General features: G+C 67.6%; 19 protein-coding genes and 1 other RNA gene. 17 read left to right on the forward strand and 3 right to left on the reverse strand.

Annotated elements, in window-relative coordinates:
* The first annotated feature begins 39 nt into the window (after window positions 1–39).
* Genes Vlu01_RS09140 through Vlu01_RS09150 form a run of 3 tightly spaced genes read left to right on the forward strand, consistent with a single transcriptional unit; the run spans window position 40 to window position 2,866 of the window.
* Window positions 40–927 (forward strand): Nif3-like dinuclear metal center hexameric protein, encoded by an 888-nt coding sequence (locus Vlu01_RS09140; RefSeq protein WP_203996563.1) that lies wholly within the window; start codon window positions 40–42, stop codon window positions 925–927.
* Complete coding sequence (locus Vlu01_RS09145) at window positions 917–1,654, forward strand: zinc ribbon domain-containing protein (protein WP_203996565.1); 738 nt, start codon at window positions 917–919, stop codon at window positions 1,652–1,654. The genes Vlu01_RS09140 and Vlu01_RS09145 overlap by 11 nt, the downstream gene beginning before the upstream one ends.
* A gap of 3 nt (window positions 1,655–1,657) precedes the next feature.
* Window positions 1,658–2,866, forward strand: a complete 1,209-nt coding sequence (locus Vlu01_RS09150; RefSeq protein WP_203996567.1) for a bifunctional RNase H/acid phosphatase — start codon at window positions 1,658–1,660, stop codon at window positions 2,864–2,866.
* A gap of 20 nt (window positions 2,867–2,886) precedes the next feature.
* Here the strand turns inward: Vlu01_RS09150 and Vlu01_RS09155 are convergent, their stop codons facing one another.
* A complete protein-coding gene (locus tag Vlu01_RS09155; RefSeq protein WP_203996569.1) occupies window positions 2,887–3,648 on the reverse strand; it encodes a sulfite exporter TauE/SafE family protein in 762 nt (253 codons plus the stop codon).
* A 53-nt stretch (window positions 3,649–3,701) separates the two neighbouring features.
* A complete protein-coding gene (locus Vlu01_RS09160) occupies window positions 3,702–4,208 on the reverse strand; it encodes a DinB family protein (RefSeq protein WP_239095821.1) in 507 nt (168 codons plus the stop codon).
* A 219-nt stretch (window positions 4,209–4,427) separates the two neighbouring features.
* Here Vlu01_RS09160 and rnpB point away from each other — a divergent pair.
* The 3 genes from rnpB (at window position 4,428) to Vlu01_RS09175 (ending at window position 9,283) form a co-directional block, all read left to right on the forward strand.
* An RNA gene (gene rnpB, locus Vlu01_RS09165) (RNase P RNA component class A) lies at window positions 4,428–4,840 on the forward strand.
* 397 nt (window positions 4,841–5,237) lie between these two features.
* The gene (locus Vlu01_RS09170) at window positions 5,238–5,471 is read left to right on the forward strand and encodes a hypothetical protein (RefSeq protein ID WP_203996573.1); all 234 of its coding nucleotides are present in this window, start codon (window positions 5,238–5,240) and stop codon (window positions 5,469–5,471) included.
* Between the two features lie 686 nt (window positions 5,472–6,157).
* The gene (locus tag Vlu01_RS09175; RefSeq protein ID WP_203996579.1) at window positions 6,158–9,283 is read left to right on the forward strand and encodes an Eco57I restriction-modification methylase domain-containing protein; all 3,126 of its coding nucleotides are present in this window, start codon (window positions 6,158–6,160) and stop codon (window positions 9,281–9,283) included.
* Window positions 9,284–9,731: 448 nt separating this feature from the next.
* Here Vlu01_RS09175 and Vlu01_RS09180 read toward each other — a convergent pair whose 3' ends face one another.
* Complete coding sequence (locus Vlu01_RS09180; RefSeq protein WP_203996580.1) at window positions 9,732–10,142, reverse strand: GntR family transcriptional regulator; 411 nt, start codon at window positions 10,140–10,142, stop codon at window positions 9,732–9,734.
* A gap of 870 nt (window positions 10,143–11,012) precedes the next feature.
* Here Vlu01_RS09180 and Vlu01_RS27515 point away from each other — a divergent pair.
* From Vlu01_RS27515 to Vlu01_RS09235, 11 genes are all read left to right on the forward strand, one after another.
* Window positions 11,013–11,357: a hypothetical protein gene (locus tag Vlu01_RS27515; RefSeq protein WP_239095797.1), complete on the forward strand. Its 345-nt coding sequence runs from the start codon at window positions 11,013–11,015 to the stop codon at window positions 11,355–11,357.
* A 130-nt stretch (window positions 11,358–11,487) separates the two neighbouring features.
* A complete protein-coding gene (locus Vlu01_RS09190) occupies window positions 11,488–12,309 on the forward strand; it encodes a GntR family transcriptional regulator (protein WP_203996581.1) in 822 nt (273 codons plus the stop codon).
* On the forward strand, window positions 12,297–13,073 hold the full coding sequence (locus tag Vlu01_RS09195) for a glycosyltransferase family 2 protein (protein ID WP_239095798.1): 777 nt from the start codon (window positions 12,297–12,299) through the stop codon (window positions 13,071–13,073). The genes Vlu01_RS09190 and Vlu01_RS09195 overlap by 13 nt, the downstream gene beginning before the upstream one ends.
* 1,191 nt (window positions 13,074–14,264) lie before the next feature.
* Window positions 14,265–14,660 (forward strand): transcriptional regulator, encoded by a 396-nt coding sequence (locus tag Vlu01_RS09200; protein WP_131052056.1) that lies wholly within the window; start codon window positions 14,265–14,267, stop codon window positions 14,658–14,660.
* A 204-nt stretch (window positions 14,661–14,864) separates the two neighbouring features.
* Window positions 14,865–16,457 (forward strand): FtsK/SpoIIIE domain-containing protein, encoded by a 1,593-nt coding sequence (locus Vlu01_RS09205; protein WP_203996582.1) that lies wholly within the window; start codon window positions 14,865–14,867, stop codon window positions 16,455–16,457.
* The gene (locus Vlu01_RS09210) at window positions 16,454–16,702 is read left to right on the forward strand and encodes a hypothetical protein (protein ID WP_203996583.1); all 249 of its coding nucleotides are present in this window, start codon (window positions 16,454–16,456) and stop codon (window positions 16,700–16,702) included. The genes Vlu01_RS09205 and Vlu01_RS09210 overlap by 4 nt, the downstream gene beginning before the upstream one ends.
* A gap of 5 nt (window positions 16,703–16,707) precedes the next feature.
* Window positions 16,708–16,899 (forward strand): hypothetical protein, encoded by a 192-nt coding sequence (locus Vlu01_RS09215; protein ID WP_203996586.1) that lies wholly within the window; start codon window positions 16,708–16,710, stop codon window positions 16,897–16,899.
* Window positions 16,896–17,453 carry a DUF2637 domain-containing protein gene (locus Vlu01_RS09220; protein WP_203996588.1) on the forward strand — a complete coding sequence of 186 codons (558 nt, stop codon included), beginning with the start codon at window positions 16,896–16,898 and terminating at the stop codon, window positions 17,451–17,453. The genes Vlu01_RS09215 and Vlu01_RS09220 overlap by 4 nt, the downstream gene beginning before the upstream one ends.
* The gene (locus tag Vlu01_RS09225) at window positions 17,450–19,198 is read left to right on the forward strand and encodes a replication initiator (RefSeq protein ID WP_203996590.1); all 1,749 of its coding nucleotides are present in this window, start codon (window positions 17,450–17,452) and stop codon (window positions 19,196–19,198) included. The genes Vlu01_RS09220 and Vlu01_RS09225 overlap by 4 nt, the downstream gene beginning before the upstream one ends.
* Window positions 19,199–19,200: 2 nt before the next feature.
* A complete protein-coding gene (locus Vlu01_RS09230; RefSeq protein WP_155221921.1) occupies window positions 19,201–19,380 on the forward strand; it encodes a helix-turn-helix transcriptional regulator in 180 nt (59 codons plus the stop codon).
* Entirely contained in the window at window positions 19,380–20,591 is a 1,212-nt protein-coding gene (locus Vlu01_RS09235; RefSeq protein WP_203996592.1) for a tyrosine-type recombinase/integrase, read from the forward strand. Before Vlu01_RS09230 ends, Vlu01_RS09235 begins: the two co-directional genes overlap by 1 nt.
* The last annotated feature ends 17 nt before the right edge of the window (window positions 20,592–20,608 follow it).

The following is a 20,608-nucleotide window of genomic DNA, read 5'->3' on the forward strand; positions in this document are numbered from 1 at the left end:
CGTTCGGTAGAAGCGCCGACGCCGGTAAGCTCACCGGCCGTGAGCACAACCGCAGCCGTACCAACCGTCGCCGACGTGGTGACCGAGGTGACGGGGCACTACCCACCGGCCTGGGCCGAGGAGTGGGACAAGGTCGGCCTGGTGCTCGGTGAGCCGTCCGCCCCCGTACGCCGGATCCTCTGCGTGGTGGACGTGGTTCCCGAGACGGTCGCGGAGGCGCTCGACGCGGGCGTCGACATGATCATCGCCCATCATCCGCTGCTGCTGCGCGGGGTGTCGTCGGTGGCGCCGACGACCTACAAGGGCCGCATCGTCCACCAGCTGATCAAGGCCGATGTCGCGCTGTACGTCGCGCACACCAACGCCGACGTGGCCGTGCCGGGCGTGTCCGACGCCCTCGCCGCCCGGTTCGGCCTGCTCGACCTACGCCCCCTGCAACCGGCCCGCCCCGGCACCCCCGCCGCCGGACCGGGGCGCGGTGCCGGCCGGATCGGTCGCCTGCCGCAACCGATGACCCTGGCCGAGCTGGCCCGTCGAGCCGCCGCCGTGCTGCCGGCCACCGCCGCCGGAGTACGCGCCGCAGGCGATCCAGACCGCATCGTGCGTACCCTGGCAGTCTGCGGTGGCGCCGGGGACAGTTTCCTGGCCGACGCGACCGCAGCCGGGGTGGACGCCTACCTCACCTCGGACCTACGCCACCACCCGGCCGGTGAACACCTCGCCACCGGGGGACCGGCGTTGCTCGACGCCACCCACTGGGCCACCGAACGGCCGTGGCTGGACGACCTCGCGGCGCTGCTACGGGCCGCGCCCGGCGTCGAGACCCTGGTGTCCGACCTGGACACCGACCCGTGGACCGTGCACGCCGCCTCACCGCACCCGGACGAACCCGCGCCGGAGGACAAGGAGCCCGACCGTGAAGGCTGACCCCCAGGTCCAGCGCCGCCTGCTCGACCTCCAGGCGATCGACACCGCCCTCGCCCAGCTCGCCCACCGGCGTCGGGCGCTGCCCGAGCGGGCCGAACTGGAGGCCCTCGCCCGGGAGCTGTCCGCCCTGGAGGACGAGCGGGTTCGAGCCCAGGTGGCGGTCGACGACCTGGACCGGGACATCGCCCGAATGGAGAAGGACGTCGACCAGGTCCGGGCGCGCAAGACCAGGAACGAGGACCGGCTGACCGCCGGCACCGGCCCGGCCCGCGAGTTGGAGGCGCTCCAGCACGAGCTGGCCTCCCTCAACCGCCGGCAGAGCGACCTGGAGGACGCCGAGCTGGAGCTGATGGAGCAACGGGAAACCGCACAGTCGGTGCTGGACGGCGTGGAACAGCGGCTGACCGAGGTGCGGGAACGTCGCGCCGCCACCGAGCAGCGGCGCGACGACAGCCTCGCCGAGATCTCCCGCGAGGAGGAGTTCAAGCGCTCCGCCCGCCAGCCCCTCGCCAACGACCTGCCCGGCGACCTGGTGCAGCTCTACGAACGGATCCGTACCGACACCGGACTTGGCGCGGCGCTGCTGGCCGCCGGCCGCTGCGGCGGGTGTCGGTTGGAGCTCTCCGGCGCCGACCTGGGCCGGATCCGTAAAGCCGACCCCGACGACGTGGTCCGCTGCGAGGAATGCCGCCGGATCATGGTCCGCACCAACGAGTCCGGGCTGTAGCCGGTGGCCACGCGTACGGTCCTCGTCGAGGCCGACGGCGGATCCCGGGGCAACCCCGGGCCGGCCGGGTACGGCGCGGTGCTCCGCGACCCGGCGACCGGCGAGGTGCTGGCCGAACGGAGCGAGGCGATCGGCGCCGCCACCAACAACGTCGCCGAGTACCGGGGACTGATCGCCGGCCTGGCCGCCGCCGCCGAACTGGGCGCCGACGAGGTCGAGATCCGGATGGACTCCAAACTCGTCGTCGAGCAGATGTGCGGGCGATGGCAGATCAAGCACCCCGGCCTGCGCCCACTGGCGGCCGAGGCGGCCCAACTGGTCGGCCGGTTCACCGCCGTACGCTTCGCCTGGATCCCTCGGGACCGCAACACCCACGCCGACGCCCTCGCCAACGCCGCCATGGACGCCGCAGCCGCGTCCGGCGTCGCCACGCCGACCGTCGAGCCGCCCCGCCTGGTCGAGCCGCCGCGTCGCCTCGGTGGCCCGGAACCCGCCGGTGGCGGTGCCGCCGAGGTCGCCGCCCGGACCGAGTCACCGGGCGCGGACCTGACCAGTGCGCCGGTGTCCTGGGAGCCCCGGCCCAGCTTCACCGCCACCCGACTCATCCTGGTCCGGCACGGCGAGACCGAGTACACCGAGCAGGGGCGCTACTCCGGCCGTGGCGACATCCCCCTCAGCAGCAAGGGACGGGCCCAGGTGCGGGCCACGGCCGCCCGGGTGGCCGCGCTCGCCCCGGACGCCGCAGCCGTGGTCAGCTCACCGCTGTCCCGGTGCACGGCGACCGCCGAAGCGATCGCCACCGCCATCGGTGACCTGCCGGTACGCCGCGACGACGAACTCATCGAATGCGACTTCGGGGCCTGGGAGGGACGCACCTTCGCCGAGGTACGCGAGGGCTGGGCAGGCGAACTCGACGCCTGGCTCGCCTCCACCCGGGTCGCCCCACCGGACGGCGAGTCGTTCGAGGCGGTCGCCGAGCGATGCGCCCGGGTGGTACGGCGACTGCTCGACGCGTACCCCGGTCAGGCCGTCGTGGTGGTCTCACACGTCTCACCGATCAAGCTGATGTTGCGCGACGCGCTCGGCGCCACCGACGCCTTCCTGCACCGCCTCTACCTCGACGCGGCCGGCGTCTCGGTGCTGGACCGCTGGCCCGACGGCGGCGTCGCCGTCCGCTCCGTCAACGAGACCGCCCACCTCGCCGCACTCTGACCCGCCGGCGAGGCATCGGGTCAGGCGAGGGCGCGCCAGAGCAGGTAGCCACCGATGACGGTGCCGAAACCGACGATGATCGTTTTCAGCACCGCGGAGGGGAGTCGGCGGACCAGGCGGGCACCGGCATACCCGCCGACCAGCGTGGCCGGGGCGACCACCGCTACCCCGGCCCAGTTCACCGGGCCGGCGATGGCGAAGATGACAAGCGTGGTCAGGCCGATCACGGCGGAGAGCAGATTCTTGATCGCGCTCACCCGGGCCAGCGTCGCGTCCAGCACCAGCGCCAGGCCGGCGACCAGCATCACCCCGACGGCGGCACCGAAGTAGCCCCCGTACACCGCAGCCAGCGCCACCACCACCTGCACCGTCACGGCCCGGCGACGCGGCGTCAGCTCACGCGGGTGGCCGACCAGGCGGCGCAGCGGATCCTGAAACGCCAGCAGCGCGGTCGCCCCGAGCACCAGAAAGGGTACGACCAACTCGAACGCCCGCGCCGGGGTGATCAGCAGCAGCCCGGCACCCGCCAACGCGCCGACCACGGTGGTGGGCACCACCGCGACCAACAGCCGCGACCGGGGCAGATCCACCCGGCTGCCCGCCACGGCGGCAAGATATCCGGGCGCGACCGACAGCGAGTTGGTGACATTCGCCGGTACCGGCGGCAACCCGATCGCGAGCAACGCCGGAAACGTGATCAGCGAGCCGCCACCGGCCACCGCGTTGACCGTACCCGCGGCGAGACCGGCGGCGAGCAGTAACGCCGCATCGGCGAAATCCATGATCAGCAGGCTAGTCGTCCGGACCGAGTCCCGTGGCCCGACCCTCGCCGAAGCTACTCCCCGACCGGGCCGCCGGCCAGCTCAGTCACGATGTCGAGGTGTCCAAGGTGACGGGCGTACTCCTGCACCAGGTGGAACATGACCCGCTCCAGCGACGCCGGATCAGCACCGTCCCACCGTGGCCCCGGCGCGCCGCGCTCGGCCAGGTCGGCACCCTCGACAACTGCCCGGGTGTGCGCCCCCTGAGCCCGCAACGCGGCCGCCAACTCGACGAAACCCTCCTCCGGCGCGACATACCACCGACCGTCACGCCAGTCGCCCCACGGGTCCCCGACGTCGCGCCCCTGGAACCCCCACTCGATCCAGCGAACCTCCACGTGACGCAGGTGCTTGAGCAACGCCAGTGGCGACCAGCCGGACGGCAGCCGGCTCCCTCGCCGCTCCTCCTCGGCCAGCCCGGCCACCTTCGCCAGGACGCTCTCCCGGAAATAATCGAGATAGCGCAGAAACACCTCGCCCCGCCCGTCGGCGGGCGCTGTCGGTTCGGGAAACGGCGGCATCGTCACCGGACCAGTATCCGTACCCACCCACCCGTTCCCCGGCGGCGGGCCACGGGGAGGCAGCAATTTCCGGGTTGTTGCGGTGTCGCGGTCGGTCGGAAGCGGCAACATCGGGGATGTTGCTGCCTCCTTCGAGCCACCGCTGTACGGTGCCGCCGGTCTCGACGCGGGCACGGCATAGTCGCGGACCCGGTGTCGTTAGGATGAGTACGCGACGGACGAGTCGACCGGGCGGTCGCGTCGGCGGGCTGCGGCCCGCCGCCGAGGAACGTCCGGACTCCACAGGGCAGGGTGGTTGCTAACGGCAACCCGGGGCGACCCGCGGGACAGTGCCACAGAAAACAGACCGCCGACCCCATACGGGGACGGTAAGGGTGAAACGGTGGGGTAAGAGCCCACCAGCATCCCGGGTGACCGGGATGGCTCGGTAAACCCCACCCGGAGCAAGGCCAAGAATGGGTTGTCACCGCTAGTTGACAACTCGCGCAGACGCTTGAGGGCTGCCCGCCCGATGTCTGCGGGTAGGCCGCACGAGCCTGTCGGCAACGGCAGGCCGAGATGGATGGCCGCCGCCGGCGCGCACCCCAGGTGCACGCCGCGCACAGAATCCGGCGTACAGGTCGACTCGTCCGTCGCCCCCAGCTCAGAGCCGTGATCATGGCCCTGAGCTGGTTCTATGTCCGGGCGTCGATGGTCGTCGTTGGTCAACTTTGGCCGGCGTTTGACGCCCTGACGGCGCCCTGACGCCCTGGAGACGCCCTGAGCGCCGGCTCAGTCGACCTCGTCTCGGGTCGGGCGCTGGCTGTGCCGCTGTGGGCCTTCTCGGGGCCTTGCTCGATGGTTCCGGGAGTGGGGCCGGCGGCTGTTGGGGGAGGCCGGGCACGTCCTGGCGGTGGAGCTGGCGCCGCAACCCGGTGACCCGGTGGCAAGCCAGTCCCGGGGTTGGACTGGCGCGGCAGCCGGAAGCCCCGGCGCACGACCAGGCCGACTCGCTGGCTTCCGTAGCGGTCTTGGTGGTCCCATTCGTGTGTGAGGTGGGACGAGTGCGTGCCGGAGCTGCTGGAGCACCTGGGGGAGATGGGTCTGGTCGGGCTGGTCAAGATTGACGGCGAGCGGGAGCGCGAGCCCTGGACGGTGGTGGTCTCAGGTCAGCGGCTCCCTGGTGCGGCGATCAGGGTCGACGGCCACAGCCTTGAGTACTGCCTACGCCATGTGGTCGCCGCGCTTCATGAGCGCTTCCCGGACGAACTCGCGCTGAGTTGAGATCCGACTGTCGGGGCGGTGTCCCGGCGGCTGTCGGTGGCTCACCGCCCCGGCGCCGTAGGCGGCCGGGGCGGCTTGCCGCCGGCCGGGCTTGCCGCCCCGCACCGCGCGGAGCGCGGTGCCTTGATCCAGAACAGAGCAAATCGGCAATGGTGCGGGTAAAGCCGGGTGACTCTCGTTGGGAGCACACGGTTTAGGAAGGGTGTAGCGCTCGACACCACGTCGCTTGGCCTACCAGGGCAAACAGCGAACTTCATGCCGACCGCCCCCATGATCATCCCGCGCCTGTTCCGGATCTTGCGGCAGTGGTCGACCTGCTCATTACGACGGTCCCCGGGCGCTGGTCCACCGCCTTCTCCTCGCGCCCGAGCTGGCGTCTGCGTCCGCGACCGTCCGCTAACGCGCGCCGGCTTGACTGCTCGCTTGCCTGCTTCGGGAACCTGCGGTGCGCATACCTGTGGGTAGCCCCAGCAGTGGGTCAGCGAATCCTGCCGGGAACTGGGCAGCGGGCGATCGGACCCTCTCAGCATTCACTGGCTTGCCTGCTGCTGCCCGTCCAACGCCAGGTTGGCCGTCTCGCCTCGGCCCGAGAGAGTTCCCGGGCCTTCGGTCCATCCTCCTGACGCTTAGCGCCGGCGGCCCAACGGGTGGTCCGCGGGTGGCCCTGTCAGTAGTACTGTCCTGCTGTGGCGAGCCTGTTCGGACGGAGCAAGTTGCGCGAACGCGCGCAAGAGGTCGACCTGGACCGAGTGCGGGAAGCGATCCGCATAGTCGAGGCATGGCATCAGGACTATCATGAAGGCTCGCTGAAGAAGGACAAGGAAACGAGCCGTGAACAGGCTTATAACCAGGACTTCTTCATCAGGATCCTAGGGTTCCGCGAGAAGCCATCACGCACCTACACTTTTGAACCAAAGGCCACAACGGAAAAGCGACAGCTTCCCGACGCGCTGATCAGCTACACAGACGACTCTCAAAAAATTAGGAATGTTTCGGCCGTCGTTGAACTTAAGGGTGCCTCCGTAGACCTGGACCGACCGCAGAGGCGCGAAGGAAACCTTAGTCCCGTACAGCAGGGATTCAAATACAAGACTCAATACAGGGTTTGCCCATTCGTAATCGTAAGCAACTTTTGGGAAATCAGACTCTACAACGACAATCAACTGGACTATGAGTCCTGGACGCTCGACGAGTTGGTCGATCCCACCGACGACTACTTCGCGTTCCGTACCTTCTATTCTCTGCTGCACAGCAGCAACCTGACCTCTGAGCGCGGTCCCTCTCGCACCCAAGCACTCCTGAGCGACATCCGCGTTGAGCAGGAAGAGATTGGCAAGGAGTTCTACTCCGTATATCGGGACGCTAGGCTCAACCTGCTGCGCGACATTTACATTAGGAACGATGCCGTACGTAGTGACATCGAGCTAGGTATCGAAAAAGCCCAAAAGATCATCGACCGCATCGTCTTCACTTGCTTTGCCGAAGACCGGGGCCTCCTTCCGGATAACACGCTTCAGCAAGTTGTGCAGTTTGCCGATAAGTCCACGTTCGGCGGATCTCTATGGAACACCTTAAAGGGCTTCTTCGACGCTGTCGACGTCGGGAGTTCGAAGCTCGGTATTCCCGAAGGCTACAACGGTGGCCTTTTCGCCTCGGACCCCTACCTAAATAACCTGCAAGTGGGTGACGAGGCACTGCGAGCCGTCACAGCACTTAGCAACTACAACTTCGTCGAGGACCTCAGTGTCAACATCCTCGGACATATTTTCGAACAATCGATCAGCGACCTTGAGCAAATAAAGGCTAAGGTCGAAGCCAAGTCACGTAATCTGAATGCCGTTGTCGAGGAGGAGCGTCAGCAAACGAGCCGCCGAAAAAAGGACGGCATTTTTTACACTCCGGACTACATTGTCCGCTACATTGTCGAGAACAGTCTCGGCTCCTACTTGCGACAGATTGAGGAGCGCTGCAAGGCTGAGTACGGATTGAAAGCCGAGATCCTCGATGCAACCTACGAGAAACGCGAAAAGCAAGCCTACTCAAAATATCAGGACTTCCTCCAAAATATCCGCGTGCTAGACCCAGCCTGTGGCAGCGGCGCTTTCTTGGTGCATGTTTTAGACTACCTCCTTGCCGAGAATCAACGAGTCGACGCGATCCTTGGCGGGAGCCTGATGAGCGTCGATGACTACGTCCGCGAGATCCTCCAACGAAACATTTACGGCGTTGACGTGAATGAAGAATCGGTAGAGATTACGAAGCTCAGCCTCTGGTTGAAGACTGCGCGCCCAGGCAAGAAGCTAACGGCCCTTGATGGGACGATCCGGTGCGGCAACAGCCTCATCTCTGACCCTGCTTACGCCGGGAAGAGGGCATTCGACTGGCAACTGAACTTTAAGGACGTGTTCTCGGCAGGCGGCTTCGACGTAATTGTTGGCAATCCGCCGTATGTCCGCTCAAGAGACAACTCGTTCGACGACGTCAAGGAGTACATCCGGAGCAACTTCGCGAATCTTCACGAGAAGCCTAACCTGTACCTCCTGTTCATGGAGCAATCGATGCGCCTACTTCGTGACGGCGGCAAGTTGGGCTTCGTTGTTCCAAATTCCTGGCTCGGAATGGAGTCGGCCAAGAAGACGCGGAAGATGCTCTTGGACGAGACTACCTTGGAGCGGTTCGTCAACCTCAAGGGGGAGAGCTTTGAGGGCGTCAACGTCGAGACTGTCGTGTTTGTCCTTTCCAAGGCTGCCAGCTCCCCGGATCACGAGGTTCTCTATCAGACCATTGACGAGCCATCCATTGAGTCGATGGACTACCAAAAGATCCCCCAGGCTCGTTGGCTCGGCACGGCGAATCTCATCTTTGACTTGAAGAGTGACGCTTCTGACTTCGCCTTGCTAGATCGCCTCGCGCGCGTTGATAGCAAGGTCGAGGACTTTTATGACGCCAGGGTAGGAATGCAGGCCTACGAGCGCGGTCGAGGAACCCCTCCCCAAACCGCGGAAGACGTTCGAGGCCATGTCTTTGACTACAGGTACAAGTTCGACGAGTTCACCTATCCCTATCTTGAGGGACGCGACGTGCTCCGCTACGGCCTCTCGTGGTCGGGCCAGTGGCTTCGGTACGGAAGGTGGCTTTCCCAGCCAAAGGAATTCCGGCAGTTCTCGGAACCGCGACTGCTCATACGAGAGATTACCGGCCAGTTTCCGTTCGTTCTCTATGGAGCATATACAACTGAGATTTATCTCAACAATAAGAGCATCCTGAACGTTCTTCAGAAGGATGACACGTACTCGCTGAAATTCCTGCTCGGAATCCTAAATTCGTCGCTCATTGGGTTCTATCATCAAAGGCGGGCAGCTAAAGGCAATCGGACACTCTTTCCCAAGATCGTCGCCAACGATCTCAAGAATTATCCGATTCCAGCGACAGCTCCTGATGCGCAGCAGCCTATCGTGATTAACGTCGACCGGCTGCTCGAAGAGAACCGCAAGCTTCAGGACAAGTCGCACCGCTTCCAGCGTCTGGTCAAGTCGGAGTTTTCGGTGGACCCGTGGCCCTCGAAGCTGGCCACCTGGTGGCGGCTAGACTTTGCGGAGTTCACTCGCTTGCTCAAAACTAAGATTTCCCTGCGGCAGAAGGATGAGCTTCTGGAACTGTTCGATTTGTACGCGCGCGAATGCAGCAAGCTTGAAGAGCAAGTCCGCCTTATTGACACCGACATTGACGAGATGGTGTTCGACCTTTACGGATTAAGCGCCGAGGAGAAAGCGCTTGTCCGGGGCATGGCCGCGGAGGCTCCTTCCGCCTAATCCCCGCGCTGCCGCCATCACTGTCTGCCGTCGACTCGCCCTTCTGAAGTGCTAGCCGCCGCCCGGCCCGCCACGTCAAGCGGACCTTGACGGCTCGTTCGGACGCTGGAGGGTCGGGCGGTGGTCTGCTCGGTTCGCCCGGGTCGATGGCAGACGGGATGGCCTACCGCAACCACCCACGGACCTGGACCCGCCGGCGGTGCCCCGGCCATCCACCCTGGAGCCGGAGCGCCCCCGCCGGAGGCGCAGTAATCGCAACCCCGCGACCCCCGCCAGCTCGCCGACGCGGCCGGCGGCGGCCCTCCGGGCTTCCCGCTGTCCGCGCCAGCCGCCGGGCGCCAGGCGTGACGGCCGCAGAGCGGCAGTGGCAGCGGCCGGCCCGCGCCCAGGCGGCGGCGCGTGCGGCCCGTTGCGGGCCGCCTTGATGAGGTGTTGAAGCTCTGCGCCGTTATTGGCCGGTGTCGTGTACGTGATAGGCCCTGATTACTGTTTTGACCTGCTCCCCCTGCCGAATGACCTTCTCCTGCTCAATCAGCGCTGTTCCGACCTCTACCTGGAACAGTGTTGCTAGGCGTGCATCTGCTGACATCACTCGCTGACTGGCGTCCGCCTCGTCCGGCGGGTTCTCCGTTTGCGGGGTCGCGTATGTGCCCCTGCCATGCTCAGTGGTGGCAAAGCCTTCCTCGCGCAGGACAGCTATCGCCTTGCGGATCGTGCCGCGGGCTGCCCGGAACTCAGCGGCGAGGACGCTCTCGGCTGGCAGTAGGGCGCCGGGCGGGATGACAGCGCTTTCGATTCGCTCCCGCAGTTCATCTGCGATGACCCGGTAGCGCGGCTGTCCGTAGTGCGGGGTGGGCACCGGGCCACAGTACCTGGCACTTGTCTTACCAAGTGCCAAGCGGAAGCGTCGTTTTGATGTGTAGACAAGTCGTCCACTTGTAGGTACGTTTCCGAGTGTGCGGCTGGGATGACGTTGTGTATCAGGGATGGTGCTTGCGTCGGCCTGGTCGCGCGTAAGGCGCGGCGTCCTGGTGGGCCGGTTGCGGTGGCCGCGCGTACAAGGTGGCTCGGCGATACCCGACCCGTCCGATGTCGGACGGTGCGCCGTGCCCTCTGTCGGGCCGGCGGCCGATTGGTCCCCCTGGTCGGTCGCCGGCTCCCTACGTGTGGAGGTGCGATGCCTGGCTCTCATCGTCGACGTCCCTGGTTCTCGTCCTGGCGTTTACGACGACGGGCAGACCGAATCGACCCGGCGGCAAACAGCAGTCTCGGCGGGGCCACTTCCGCCAGCTACCGGACTTCGTCCCGCTGGTCGGCAGAGTGGACCCGGGAGCTTCCGGCGCTGCGTCCGCCGCCCCTCATGACCCTCGGGCAGGCGTACCGGGGTAACGGTGGGAGGTGGCCGAAGTGAGTACGCCACGCCGGCCGACGAGGCCGCCTGTGCATCCGGACTGGTGCGCGTCGGATCGGTGCGGTCATTTGGTCCCGCCGGTGATGTCGCACATGCAGCGGCGCCACCGGGGCGCGTCGCTGAAGGTCGGTGACCCCTGGGCCTCCGGGTCGGTCGTGTCCTACCTGGTCGGGGCCGATGGCCAGGCTCCGCGAGTCATGGTGCACGTGTCCTGCCGGGTGGGCACTCCCTGGGCGGAACTCCCTCTGTCTCAGGTCAGGCAGTTGGTGGAGCAACTGCGATCGTTGCTGGCCCAGGCCGAATTCCGAGGAGACGCGCATGGGGACGACTGACGAGCCCACCGACGCGCGGCCGGCTAGGGCGGCGAAGGGCGCCGAGTGTCCCGACTGGTGTCGGGGCTGCGGTCCGAACGACCCGATGCATCGAGGGCTGCTCGCCACGATCGGCAGCGAGCGTAGCGGCTGGGTGAGCGTGCAACTGCTCCTCGACCGGTTCCGCCGTCGCGACCCGGTCGTCAAGGTCGACGCGACCCGCTCCGGCGCGACGGAATCCGTGCTGCTCTCGCGCGTGCAGCTCGACCGGCTGATCTACGAACTGACCTACGTCCGATGGCGAGTGATGACCAAGGGACGACCGTTGGAGGGCAACTATGACCGCGACTGATCGCCGCAGCACCCTCCGTGCTCCTGCCGCTGCGCATCGTCCGCGTCGGCCGGCCCTGGCGGTGGATCCGGTGCCGGAGCGGCCGGCGGGTGGGACCACCTGGCAGTCGTTGGAACGTCTAGGGGGTACGGTGACCGGTGTGCATGGCCGGGACTGGCGCCCTCGTTACCTGCAACTCGCTGAAGAGTTGCGGGTCAAGATCACGAGTGGGGAACTGGCCCCCGGGACGCTGATGCCGAGCGAGACGGAGTTGGCCGACACGTCGGGCCTGTCGCGCACCAGTGTCCGCAACGCCATCCGCCAGCTCCGCGAGTGGGGCCTGGTCCGCGCGGAGCAGGGGCGCGGCACCTACGTACGGGCACCCCGTCAACGCGTACGGCGCCGTAACGCGGAGCGGTACCAGTGGGAGAAGGATCGGGTCCTGCTCGACGAGAACGAGCGGCTCAAGACCGGTGCGACCGAGCATGACACCGGCCTGACCGTCGATGACCTCAAGTTCCACGCCGAGTTCACCCGCGTGGAAGCCGATGCGGACATGGCGGCGGCTCTGCAAGTTGAGCCGGGTACGCCGCTGCTGCGCCGGGTCTACTGGACCTCGTCGCGGCATGAGAACGCGCCGCTGACCATGTCGTACTCGTACCTGCCCTATGACCTGGTGGCCGCGAACCCGGACCTGCTCGACGCCAGCAAGGAGCCCTGGCCCGGCGGCTCGCAGCACCAGCTCTACACCGTCGGCGTCGAGCTGGACCGCATCGAGGACGAGGTTCGGGCGCGTCCGCCGTCGCCGGATGAGGCCGAACTGCTCGACATCGACCCCGGCGTCTCCGTGCTCACCGTGCGCAAGACCTCCATCGACACCACCGGCCGCGTCGTCGAGGTGGCCGACGTGGTGATGCCGGGCGACCGGACGGAACTGGTCTACTCCCACAAACTGCAACGGTGGAAAACTTGACACGTCTCGTCTCGGTCATCACCCCCGTCCACGCGCCCAGCGTCGAGTACCTGGCTGGCGCGTACGACTCGTTGGTCAAGCAGGACATGCCCGACGGGTGGGGCTGGCAGTGGCTCGTCCAGGAGGACGGGCAGACCGGAGCACTGGCTCAGGTGCTGCCGGACGACCCTCGCATCAGCATCGGCGGTGGTCGTCCCGGCGGGCCGGGTGTCGCACGAACCCTCGCTCTCTCCCGTGTCACCGGCGAACTGGTCAAGGTGCTCGACGCGGACGACCAACTGACCGCCGGCGCCCTCGCCCGGGACATCGCCGCCTTCGACACTCACCCGCACATCGGGTGGACGACGTCCCGCGTCCTGGATCTGATGCCCGACGGGTCAACCGTCGGATGGGACCAGGACCCGGACGGCGGACCCATCGCCCGCGGTGCCGTTCTGGCCTTCTGGCAGGCCAACGGCTACCGCGCCCAGGTCCACCCCGCCACCCTGTGCATTCGCCGTGATCTGCTCCTGGCGCTCGGCGGCTGGATGGCGCTGCCCGCCTCCGAGGACACCGGCCTGCTCCTGGCCGCCAGCGCGGTCAGCGAGGGCTACTTCACCCGCGAACACGGGCTGCTCTACCGCAAGTGGCCCGGCCAGGTTACAAGCCAAGCGGCCCACCGCGAGCCCGTCGAGTACGAAGGCCGTATGAGAATCATCGAGGCCAGAGCCGTAGCCCTGGCCTCGATGCTCCCGAACGGACTGCCGGTCACTCCTGCGGCGTAGCCTCATGGCCCGGTATCCCATGGGCACGCCGACGCTCCTTCATCTCCGCCTCGTAGATGTGCCGCCAGCGGCCAGCTAGATGGGCGCGTGGAGGAAGCAGCCCTGCCCGCGCCTACTCGCTAGATGAAAGCCGGCGTGATGCCTAGGACGAGGATGATCACTACCAGGATCTTGATCACCACGGCCTGCGGGGCTCGCAGCGAGAACGTTAGCTCGGTCAAGCTTCACCTCCCTCGGTTTGTGACGCGCTGGGCAGTTGGCCAGGGAAAATAGACATATAGCGTTGGATGGCGACTCACATTCGCCATCCAAGGGAATGCCCTCTTGGCCGCGGCAGATCATCGCATGGCGGCCACCTAGTTCGCAATTACCCCCTGCCGGTTGTCCAAGATGCTAGGTGCGAGTCAACCGGGCGTGGATGACACTTTCGAAGTGACCCCCAGGATGCTCGGAAGTCATCACCTCGTGTCCCGGTGGCGCCTCCCGTGCGCCCGATCCGACGTCCACGTTGTCCGAACCGTCTGGACAACGTCGCAGCTCAGGAGTGTTGACTCATTCCGAGGTCGAGCGGAGCTGCTGGGCGCGAGTAAACTAGCGGCTATTCTAGCCAGATCACCTTTGACGGGTAATCGAAAGCTTTACTCGAAGCTTAATCCGAACACTGCCGGGAAATCATTCTCGGCTGCTTTCGCGTCCTTTCTCGGCGCCCGTAATCGTGACTTTGTTGACCCGTCTTTCTGGGGAACATCAGAGGCGCCAACTCGTATGCCATACTCGTGGCGGCAGCTCTTCAGCCCGCATGGCGCCTGTGACCTGCGGCGGAGCGGCCCCTCGGTTTGTTCAACGCGCTGGGCGAACCGACCACTCGACGGCCCTCCCGCTCACATCGGGGGGGCCGTCGCTTCGCTCAAGGGCCCGTAGGCCGACTGGGCGTGGCGGGATGCGCCTGACCGGATTGAACCTTCTACGCAGTGCGCTTTGCGGGGTGCGTTCGACTTCTGTCCTCGCGGTCCGTTTGTCCAAATGAGGCGGCCGGATCTCGGCCCGCTTTGAGCGGTAGACAGCCGCACCTAGCCGGGCGCATCACAGCGGTTCCCCGAACCCCTCGGCAAACTTGTTGACTTGTCTGCCAAGTGCCGTCTACCTTGGACCGCAACTTGGCAGACAAGTTAACAAGCTGGAGGTTGAGCGATGGCTCTGCGTGGCGGTACGAGGTTCGCCGTGCGGTTCGAGGACGTGTTCCCGGCGGGGTGCGCGTTGGTGCCCGAGTCGCTGGGTGAGGTCGAGGACTACGACGAGAAGACCGGCCGGCGTAGCCCGGCCAAGGACAAGGTGACCGGCCAGCGGGTGTGGCAGGTCCGGGTGATGGACCTTGACCCTGAGCTGGGCAAGCGCTCGCGTGAGACGACGGTGAAGATCTCGGCCGATTACCAGCCGGTGCCGCCGACGGGTGCGCCGTTCGAAGCGGTGGAGTTCGATGGCATGACGGTCACGCCGTACGTGGCGAACAACGGTCGGATGGCGTACTCGCTGCGGGCGACCGGGCTGCGGGCTCCGGTGGTTGGCGGCAAGAAGGCGGCGGCGTAGCCGCATCTGGTGGGGGCGGGGCTGTCTGGTCTTGGCGGACGGCAGCCCCGCCCCCTGGTGTCTCTTCCCCTGCTCTGTCGAGAGAGGTCGTGACGTGTCCAAGGGTAGGCGTCGGGCTGGCCGTGGCTGGCCCAGGTGTGGCGTGTGTCGGGTTCGGTCGCTGCGGGGTGTCAGGTGATCGGGCGGCCTCGCGGTGAAGTGGTGATGACCTCGGCCGGGGATCTGATGGTGATCCGGCCGAAGCGGTTCGAGTTGCCGCTCTGGGCGGTGCTGCTCGGGCTGGTGTTGCGCTGGTCCGGGCGGGTCGTGTGGTGGTGTCTGCGGCATCCGGTGGCCACCGGCTCGGCGCTGCTGGCGCTGTGGCTCTACGTCGAGTTCGGCTGGTCCGGGCTGGTGGTGCCGCTGGTGCTCGGCTCGGCGGCCTCGGCGGTGTGGCGGTGGCGCGACGAGTCGTCCTGGTGGACCTGGTTGGCCGGTCCGCTGCTCGGATCGGTGCGGCGGGTGTTCGTCTACCGGCGGGTGTGGCGTGAGGCCATGACGCTGTGCCGGCTCGCCGACACGTACGACCATCGGCCTGTCCTGCCGCAACTGCTGCGGGTGCGTTCGGATCAGGCGCTTGATGTGCTGACCGTCCGCATGGTCCGGGGGCAGGCGCCGGAACAGTTCCAGGCGGTCAGCGCCAACCTGGCGTACGCGTTCGGCCGGCGACACGTCCGGGTCTACTCGGAGCGTCCCGGCGACCCACCAACCCGCACCGGTCGGGCTGCGTGGCTGCTGCGGCTCGTTGATCGGGTGCGGTACCGGGATCGGCCGACGCTGGTCTACCTGGCGGTGGTGCGTACCGATGCGCTGCGCACGATGGTCCCACCGTTCCCGGTGCCCGTGGTGCCGGACTTCACCGCGCTGCCCCTGGCCCGGCGAGAAGACCTGCGTACCTGGTCGCTGCACCTCCTCGCCACGCATGTCCTCGTCGGCGGGGCGACCCGCTCCGGCAAGGGCTCGGTGCTGTGGTCGCTGGTGCGGGTCCTCGGCGGCGGGATCGCCTCCGGCCTCGTCCGGCTCTGGGTGATCGACCCCAAGGGCGGAATGGAGTTCGCGCTCGGCCGTCCGATGTTCGCCCGGTTCGCCTGCAAGTCGTTCGAGGCCATGGCCGATCTTCTCGACGAGGCCGTCACCGTCCTGCGGGAGCGGCAGACCCGTCTTGCCGGCACGGTCCGGGTGCACACGCCGACCGAGGCTGACCCCCTGGTCGTGGTCGTCGTCGACGAGATGGCCGCCCTGACCGCGTACCTGCAAGATGTCGAGCTGCGGAAGCGCATCGCGTCGTCGCTCGGGCTGCTGCTGTCCCAAGGTGCCGGCGTCGGCGTCCTCGTCGTGGCGGCGTTGCAGGACCCGCGCAAAGACGTGCTGCCGTTTCGGGACCTGTTCCCGACCCGCATCGCGCTCGGCCTCACCGAGGCGTCACAGGTCGACATGGTCCTTGGCGACGGTGCCCGCAACCGGGGCGCGCTGGCCGACCAAATGCCGCGGTGGGCCAAGGGCGTCGGGTACGTGATCCTCGACGGCACCCCCGACCCGATGCGGGTCCGGTTCTCGTACGTCTCCGACGACGACATCCGCGCCATGGCCCGGCAGTACCCGGCCCCGGTCGACGCGGCGGACATCCTCGCCCAGGTCGGCCGGGAAACCGCCACCGAACCGGCCCGGCCCCCGCTGCCGCGCACGCCGTCCGGCCCGCTGCTGCCCGAATCGCTGCGCAACCTGCTCGACCGCGACACCGGCGGTGAGGGCCGATGACCGCGACTGGTCGCCGCTTTTACCGGCTGCGTACCCCCGAACCGATCACTGCCGTCTCCGTCCGCGTCGACCCGGACCGGCCCGACCCGTACCCGGTCTATCTCGCCGTCGGCGCGGGCCGGCGACGCATGTCCCTGACCCCCGACGAGGCGTGGGCGCTGTGGCGCTGCCTCTCCGAAGCGGTCGCCTCCCTCGGCACCCCTCCCGACTACATCCGCACCGACATCCGACCGGCCCGGAGGTAACCGCCGTGAACACTCTGACCCGCGTCATCAACCGGCTCCGGCGTCCGCTGCGCATCCGGCTTGTTGGCCCTTCCCACCAGACCGCCGCCGCACTGCACGGCCTGGCGCACATGGTCCACCGCCGCCACGACATGAACGGCCGGCGCATCCGCATCGACCTGACCATCCGCGAAAAGCCGTTGGAGGAGTGGCGATGAACGCGCGCACGGAATCCGCGGTACGCCTGGTGATCCTGCTCGCCATCGGCACGATGGCCGGCGCTGCCGCCTTCACCCACGTACACGACCTGTCCGTTGCCCACGGTCAACCGCACTGGATCGGCTGGGCCAACGCGGTAGCCGTCGAGCTGATGGCGATCTACCTCGGCCTGGAACTACGCGCCCGCCGTCGCGCCGGTCGCCCCGTCGGCCTGGTCGGCTCGCTCCTGGTGGCGTTCGCGCTGCTGTCCCTCGCCGCCCAGGTCGCGGGCGCCGAGCCGTCGGTGTGGGGCTGGATCGTTGCGGCCGTGCCGTCGCTGGCGTTCCTCGCCCTGGTCAAGGTCGTCCTGTCCAACGCCCCGGTCATGCCACCGGCCGTCGAACCGGACCAGTCGACCGCGCACCGGACCGAGGATTCTGAGCCGGCCACCGATGTGGAACCGCTCCGTCCGATCGAACCCGCCCCGCCGGCTGTCTCGGCTCCGGCGGCGGTGCTGCCCGCGCGTGGTGTCGTCCAGCCCAACCGACCGCACGTCGTCGGGATCATCCGATGACCGCTGCCACCCTGCCCGGCCTCGAACCCGCCCCGACCCCGGCTGCCACTCCTCGGCCGGGGTCGCGGGCGGCCCGCATGGCGCTGCCTCGCTCGGTCGACGTGCTCAAGGAGATCGCCGCTGAATACGGCGTCTGCGTCCGCCCCCTCGCGATGCGCCGCACCGACCTGAACACCGGCCTGACCGAGGTCATCGACCTGCCTTGCGGCGCCACCCGCGAAGACAAGTGCGGCCCGTGCGCAAAGAAAAACCGCCGGCTGCGGCAGGCCCAGATCCGGGAGGGCTGGCACCGCGACGACGAACCGCTACCGCCACCGGATCCGGCGACCGAGGAACAGAAGGCGCTGATCCTGCTACGCGGGCACCTGGAGTTCTCCCGTGACGAGGCGTCCCGGGCGAGCCAGTGGGACCAGGTCGCCGACCTCGACGAGGCGATCCGGGAAGTGGAAGAGGCAATCGCGGCCGAAGGACTCCGCGGCCGGGTCGCTCCACCGCACTCGAACGGTGACGAGGACCAGGCCGACGACGACAACGGCCGGCGCCGCAAGCGCTCGACCCGCCGTCGCCAGGATGCCCCCGACCTACCTCGGCGCAAGGTCGAGCGCCGCACCGTCGGCAAGACCTACACCGCCCCCGACGGCACCATTTACCGGCCGTCGATGTGGCTCACGCTAACCCTCGACTCCTACGGCCCGGTGCGCCCCGACGGCACCCCGCTCAACCCCGACCGGTACGACTACCGGCGGGCGGCCTGGGATGCCGTGCACTTCCCTCGGCTGCTGGACCGGTTCTGGCAGAACCTGCGCCGCTGTGAGGGTTGGAACGTCCAGTACGCCGGCTGCGTCGAGCCCCAACGCCGACTCGCCCCACACGCGCACTTCGCCGTCCGGGGCACCATCCCGCGTGACGTGCTCCGCACCGTGGCGGCGGCCACCTATCACCAGGTGTGGTGGCCCAGTGTCGATGTCCAGCGGTACACCCTCGACCGGCTTCCCGTCTGGGACGAGCAGGCTTCGGCCTGGGTCGACCCGAGCACCCGTGCGCCGCTGACCACCTGGACGGAAGCCCTCGACGCCATCGACGACGACCCGGACGCCGAACCGGTGCACGTCGTGCGCTTCGGCACCCAGGTCGACGCTCGCGGCGTCATGCCCGGCACCGAGGACGCCGAGCGGACGATCCGCTACGTCACGAAGTACATCACCAAGCACACCGGCGACGTACACAAGATCACCACTGACCGGCAACGGGCGCACCTCGACCGGCTCTGGCAGGAACTCCAGATCACCCCGTGCACCGACCGTTGCGCGAACTGGCTGCTCTACGGCATCCAGCCGAAGCGAGCGAACGCGAAACTCAAGCCGGGCCGCTGCAAGGGCAAGGTCCACCAACGCGACACCCTCGGCATCGGCGGCCGGCGCATCCTCATCTCCCGCGACTGGTCCGGCAAAACCCTCTCCGATCACAAGCACGACGTGCGGGCGTGGGTGCGGGCGCTGCTCGGCGTCAGCGTCGGCCTGGAGGGCGTCGACGACCAGGGCGCCACCGTCGAACCAGTCCGGCACGCCTGGGAACTCGCCCGTCCCGACGATCCCGACGTGGGGCCGCTGGCCCATCGGCTGCTACGGGCGATCGGCGAACGTGCCCGCTGGCGCTCCGAACTCCTCGCCGCCAAGGACCGCGCCGCCCAGCTCCCCGACACCACACCAACGGAAACGGATGGCACGACGGGGGAGGGGCAGTGACGGTGACGAACGATGGGCTCTGGACGATCCGGGACGTGGCGGCGTACCTGCGGGTACCAACCGAAACGCTGTACCGCTGGCGCAAGGTCAAGTACGGTCCGCCGGCGGCCCGGGTCGGCCGACACCTGCGGTACGAGCCGGAAGCGGTCCGATCCTGGGTACGTGAGCAGGCAGCGGCCTGATGGGACACGTAGAGGATCGCTGGTACAAGACGCTGCGCCACCCGGGCGGGCAACGGGAGCGGGTCAAGACGGAACTGTTCGGCAAGGGCCTGCGCTACCGGGTTCGCTACATCGGCCCGGACGGCAAGGAACGCAAGAAGTCGTTCCCGGACCGGGCCAAGCGAGAGGCTGAGGCATTCCTCGTCTCGACCGAGTCGGACAAGCTCCGGGGCTCCTACGTCGACCCGAAAGCCGGCCGGATCACCTTCGCGGAGTACGCCGAGAACTGGCTACGGACACGCTCGTTCGACGAGTCGACCAGGGAGAGCACCGAGTTCCGGGTACGCAAGCATCTGCTGCCGTTCTTCGGCTCTGAGCACCTGGCCTCGATCAAGCCGGGCCATATCCGGGAGTGGGACGCGAGCATGGTCGGCAAGCTGGCTCCGGCGACTCGGGCCGTTGTCTTCGCTCACCTGCGGACCATCCTCGGCGCGGCGGTCGATGACGAGCGGATTGCCAAGAATCCGTGTTCGGCAAAGTCGGTCAAGCCGCCGCGACCGGTTCAGCGTCGGGTGGTGCCGTGGCGGTACGACCAGGTTTCGGCAATCCGCGGTGGCCTCGCCCAGCGGTACCGCCCCATGGTCGACCTCGGGGCCGGCTGCGGTCTGCGGCAGGGGGAAATCCTCGGTCTCGGTGTCGATGACATCGACCTCGACGCCGGCTGGGTGCACGTCTGTCGTCAGGTCAAGCTCGTCCGTTCCCGGCTCGTCTTCGGGTTGCCCAAGAACGACCGGGACCGCCGGATACCGCTGCCCGACTCGGTCGCCCAGGTGCTGCGGCAGCACGTCGACGACTTCGCCCCGGTGTCGCTCACGCTGCCGTGGGAGGACCCGACCACCGACGAACGGGTCACGGTCCCGCTGCTGTTCACCACCACCCGGCGTGGTGCGATCAACCGGCGCACCTTCGACGACAAGAGTTGGCGGCCGGCTGTCGTGGCGGCCGGCATCACGCCGACCCGCGCCACCGGGATGCACGCGCTACGGCACTTCTACGCCTCGTCGCTGCTCGACGCGGGGGAGAGCATCAAGGCCCTCGCCTCGTACCTCGGCCACGCCGACCCCGGTTTCACCCTCCGCGTCTACACGCACCTGATGCCAGCGAGCGAGGAACGCACCCGGCAGGCCATCGACCGCCTATTTGAGCCTGGGTCCGGAGGTGCGGGATCGTGACCGTGACAACGACCGCC

Origin of the sequence: Micromonospora lutea (assembly GCF_016863535.1) — a bacterium.
Taxonomy (GTDB): Bacteria; Actinomycetota; Actinomycetes; order Mycobacteriales; family Micromonosporaceae; genus Micromonospora; species Micromonospora lutea.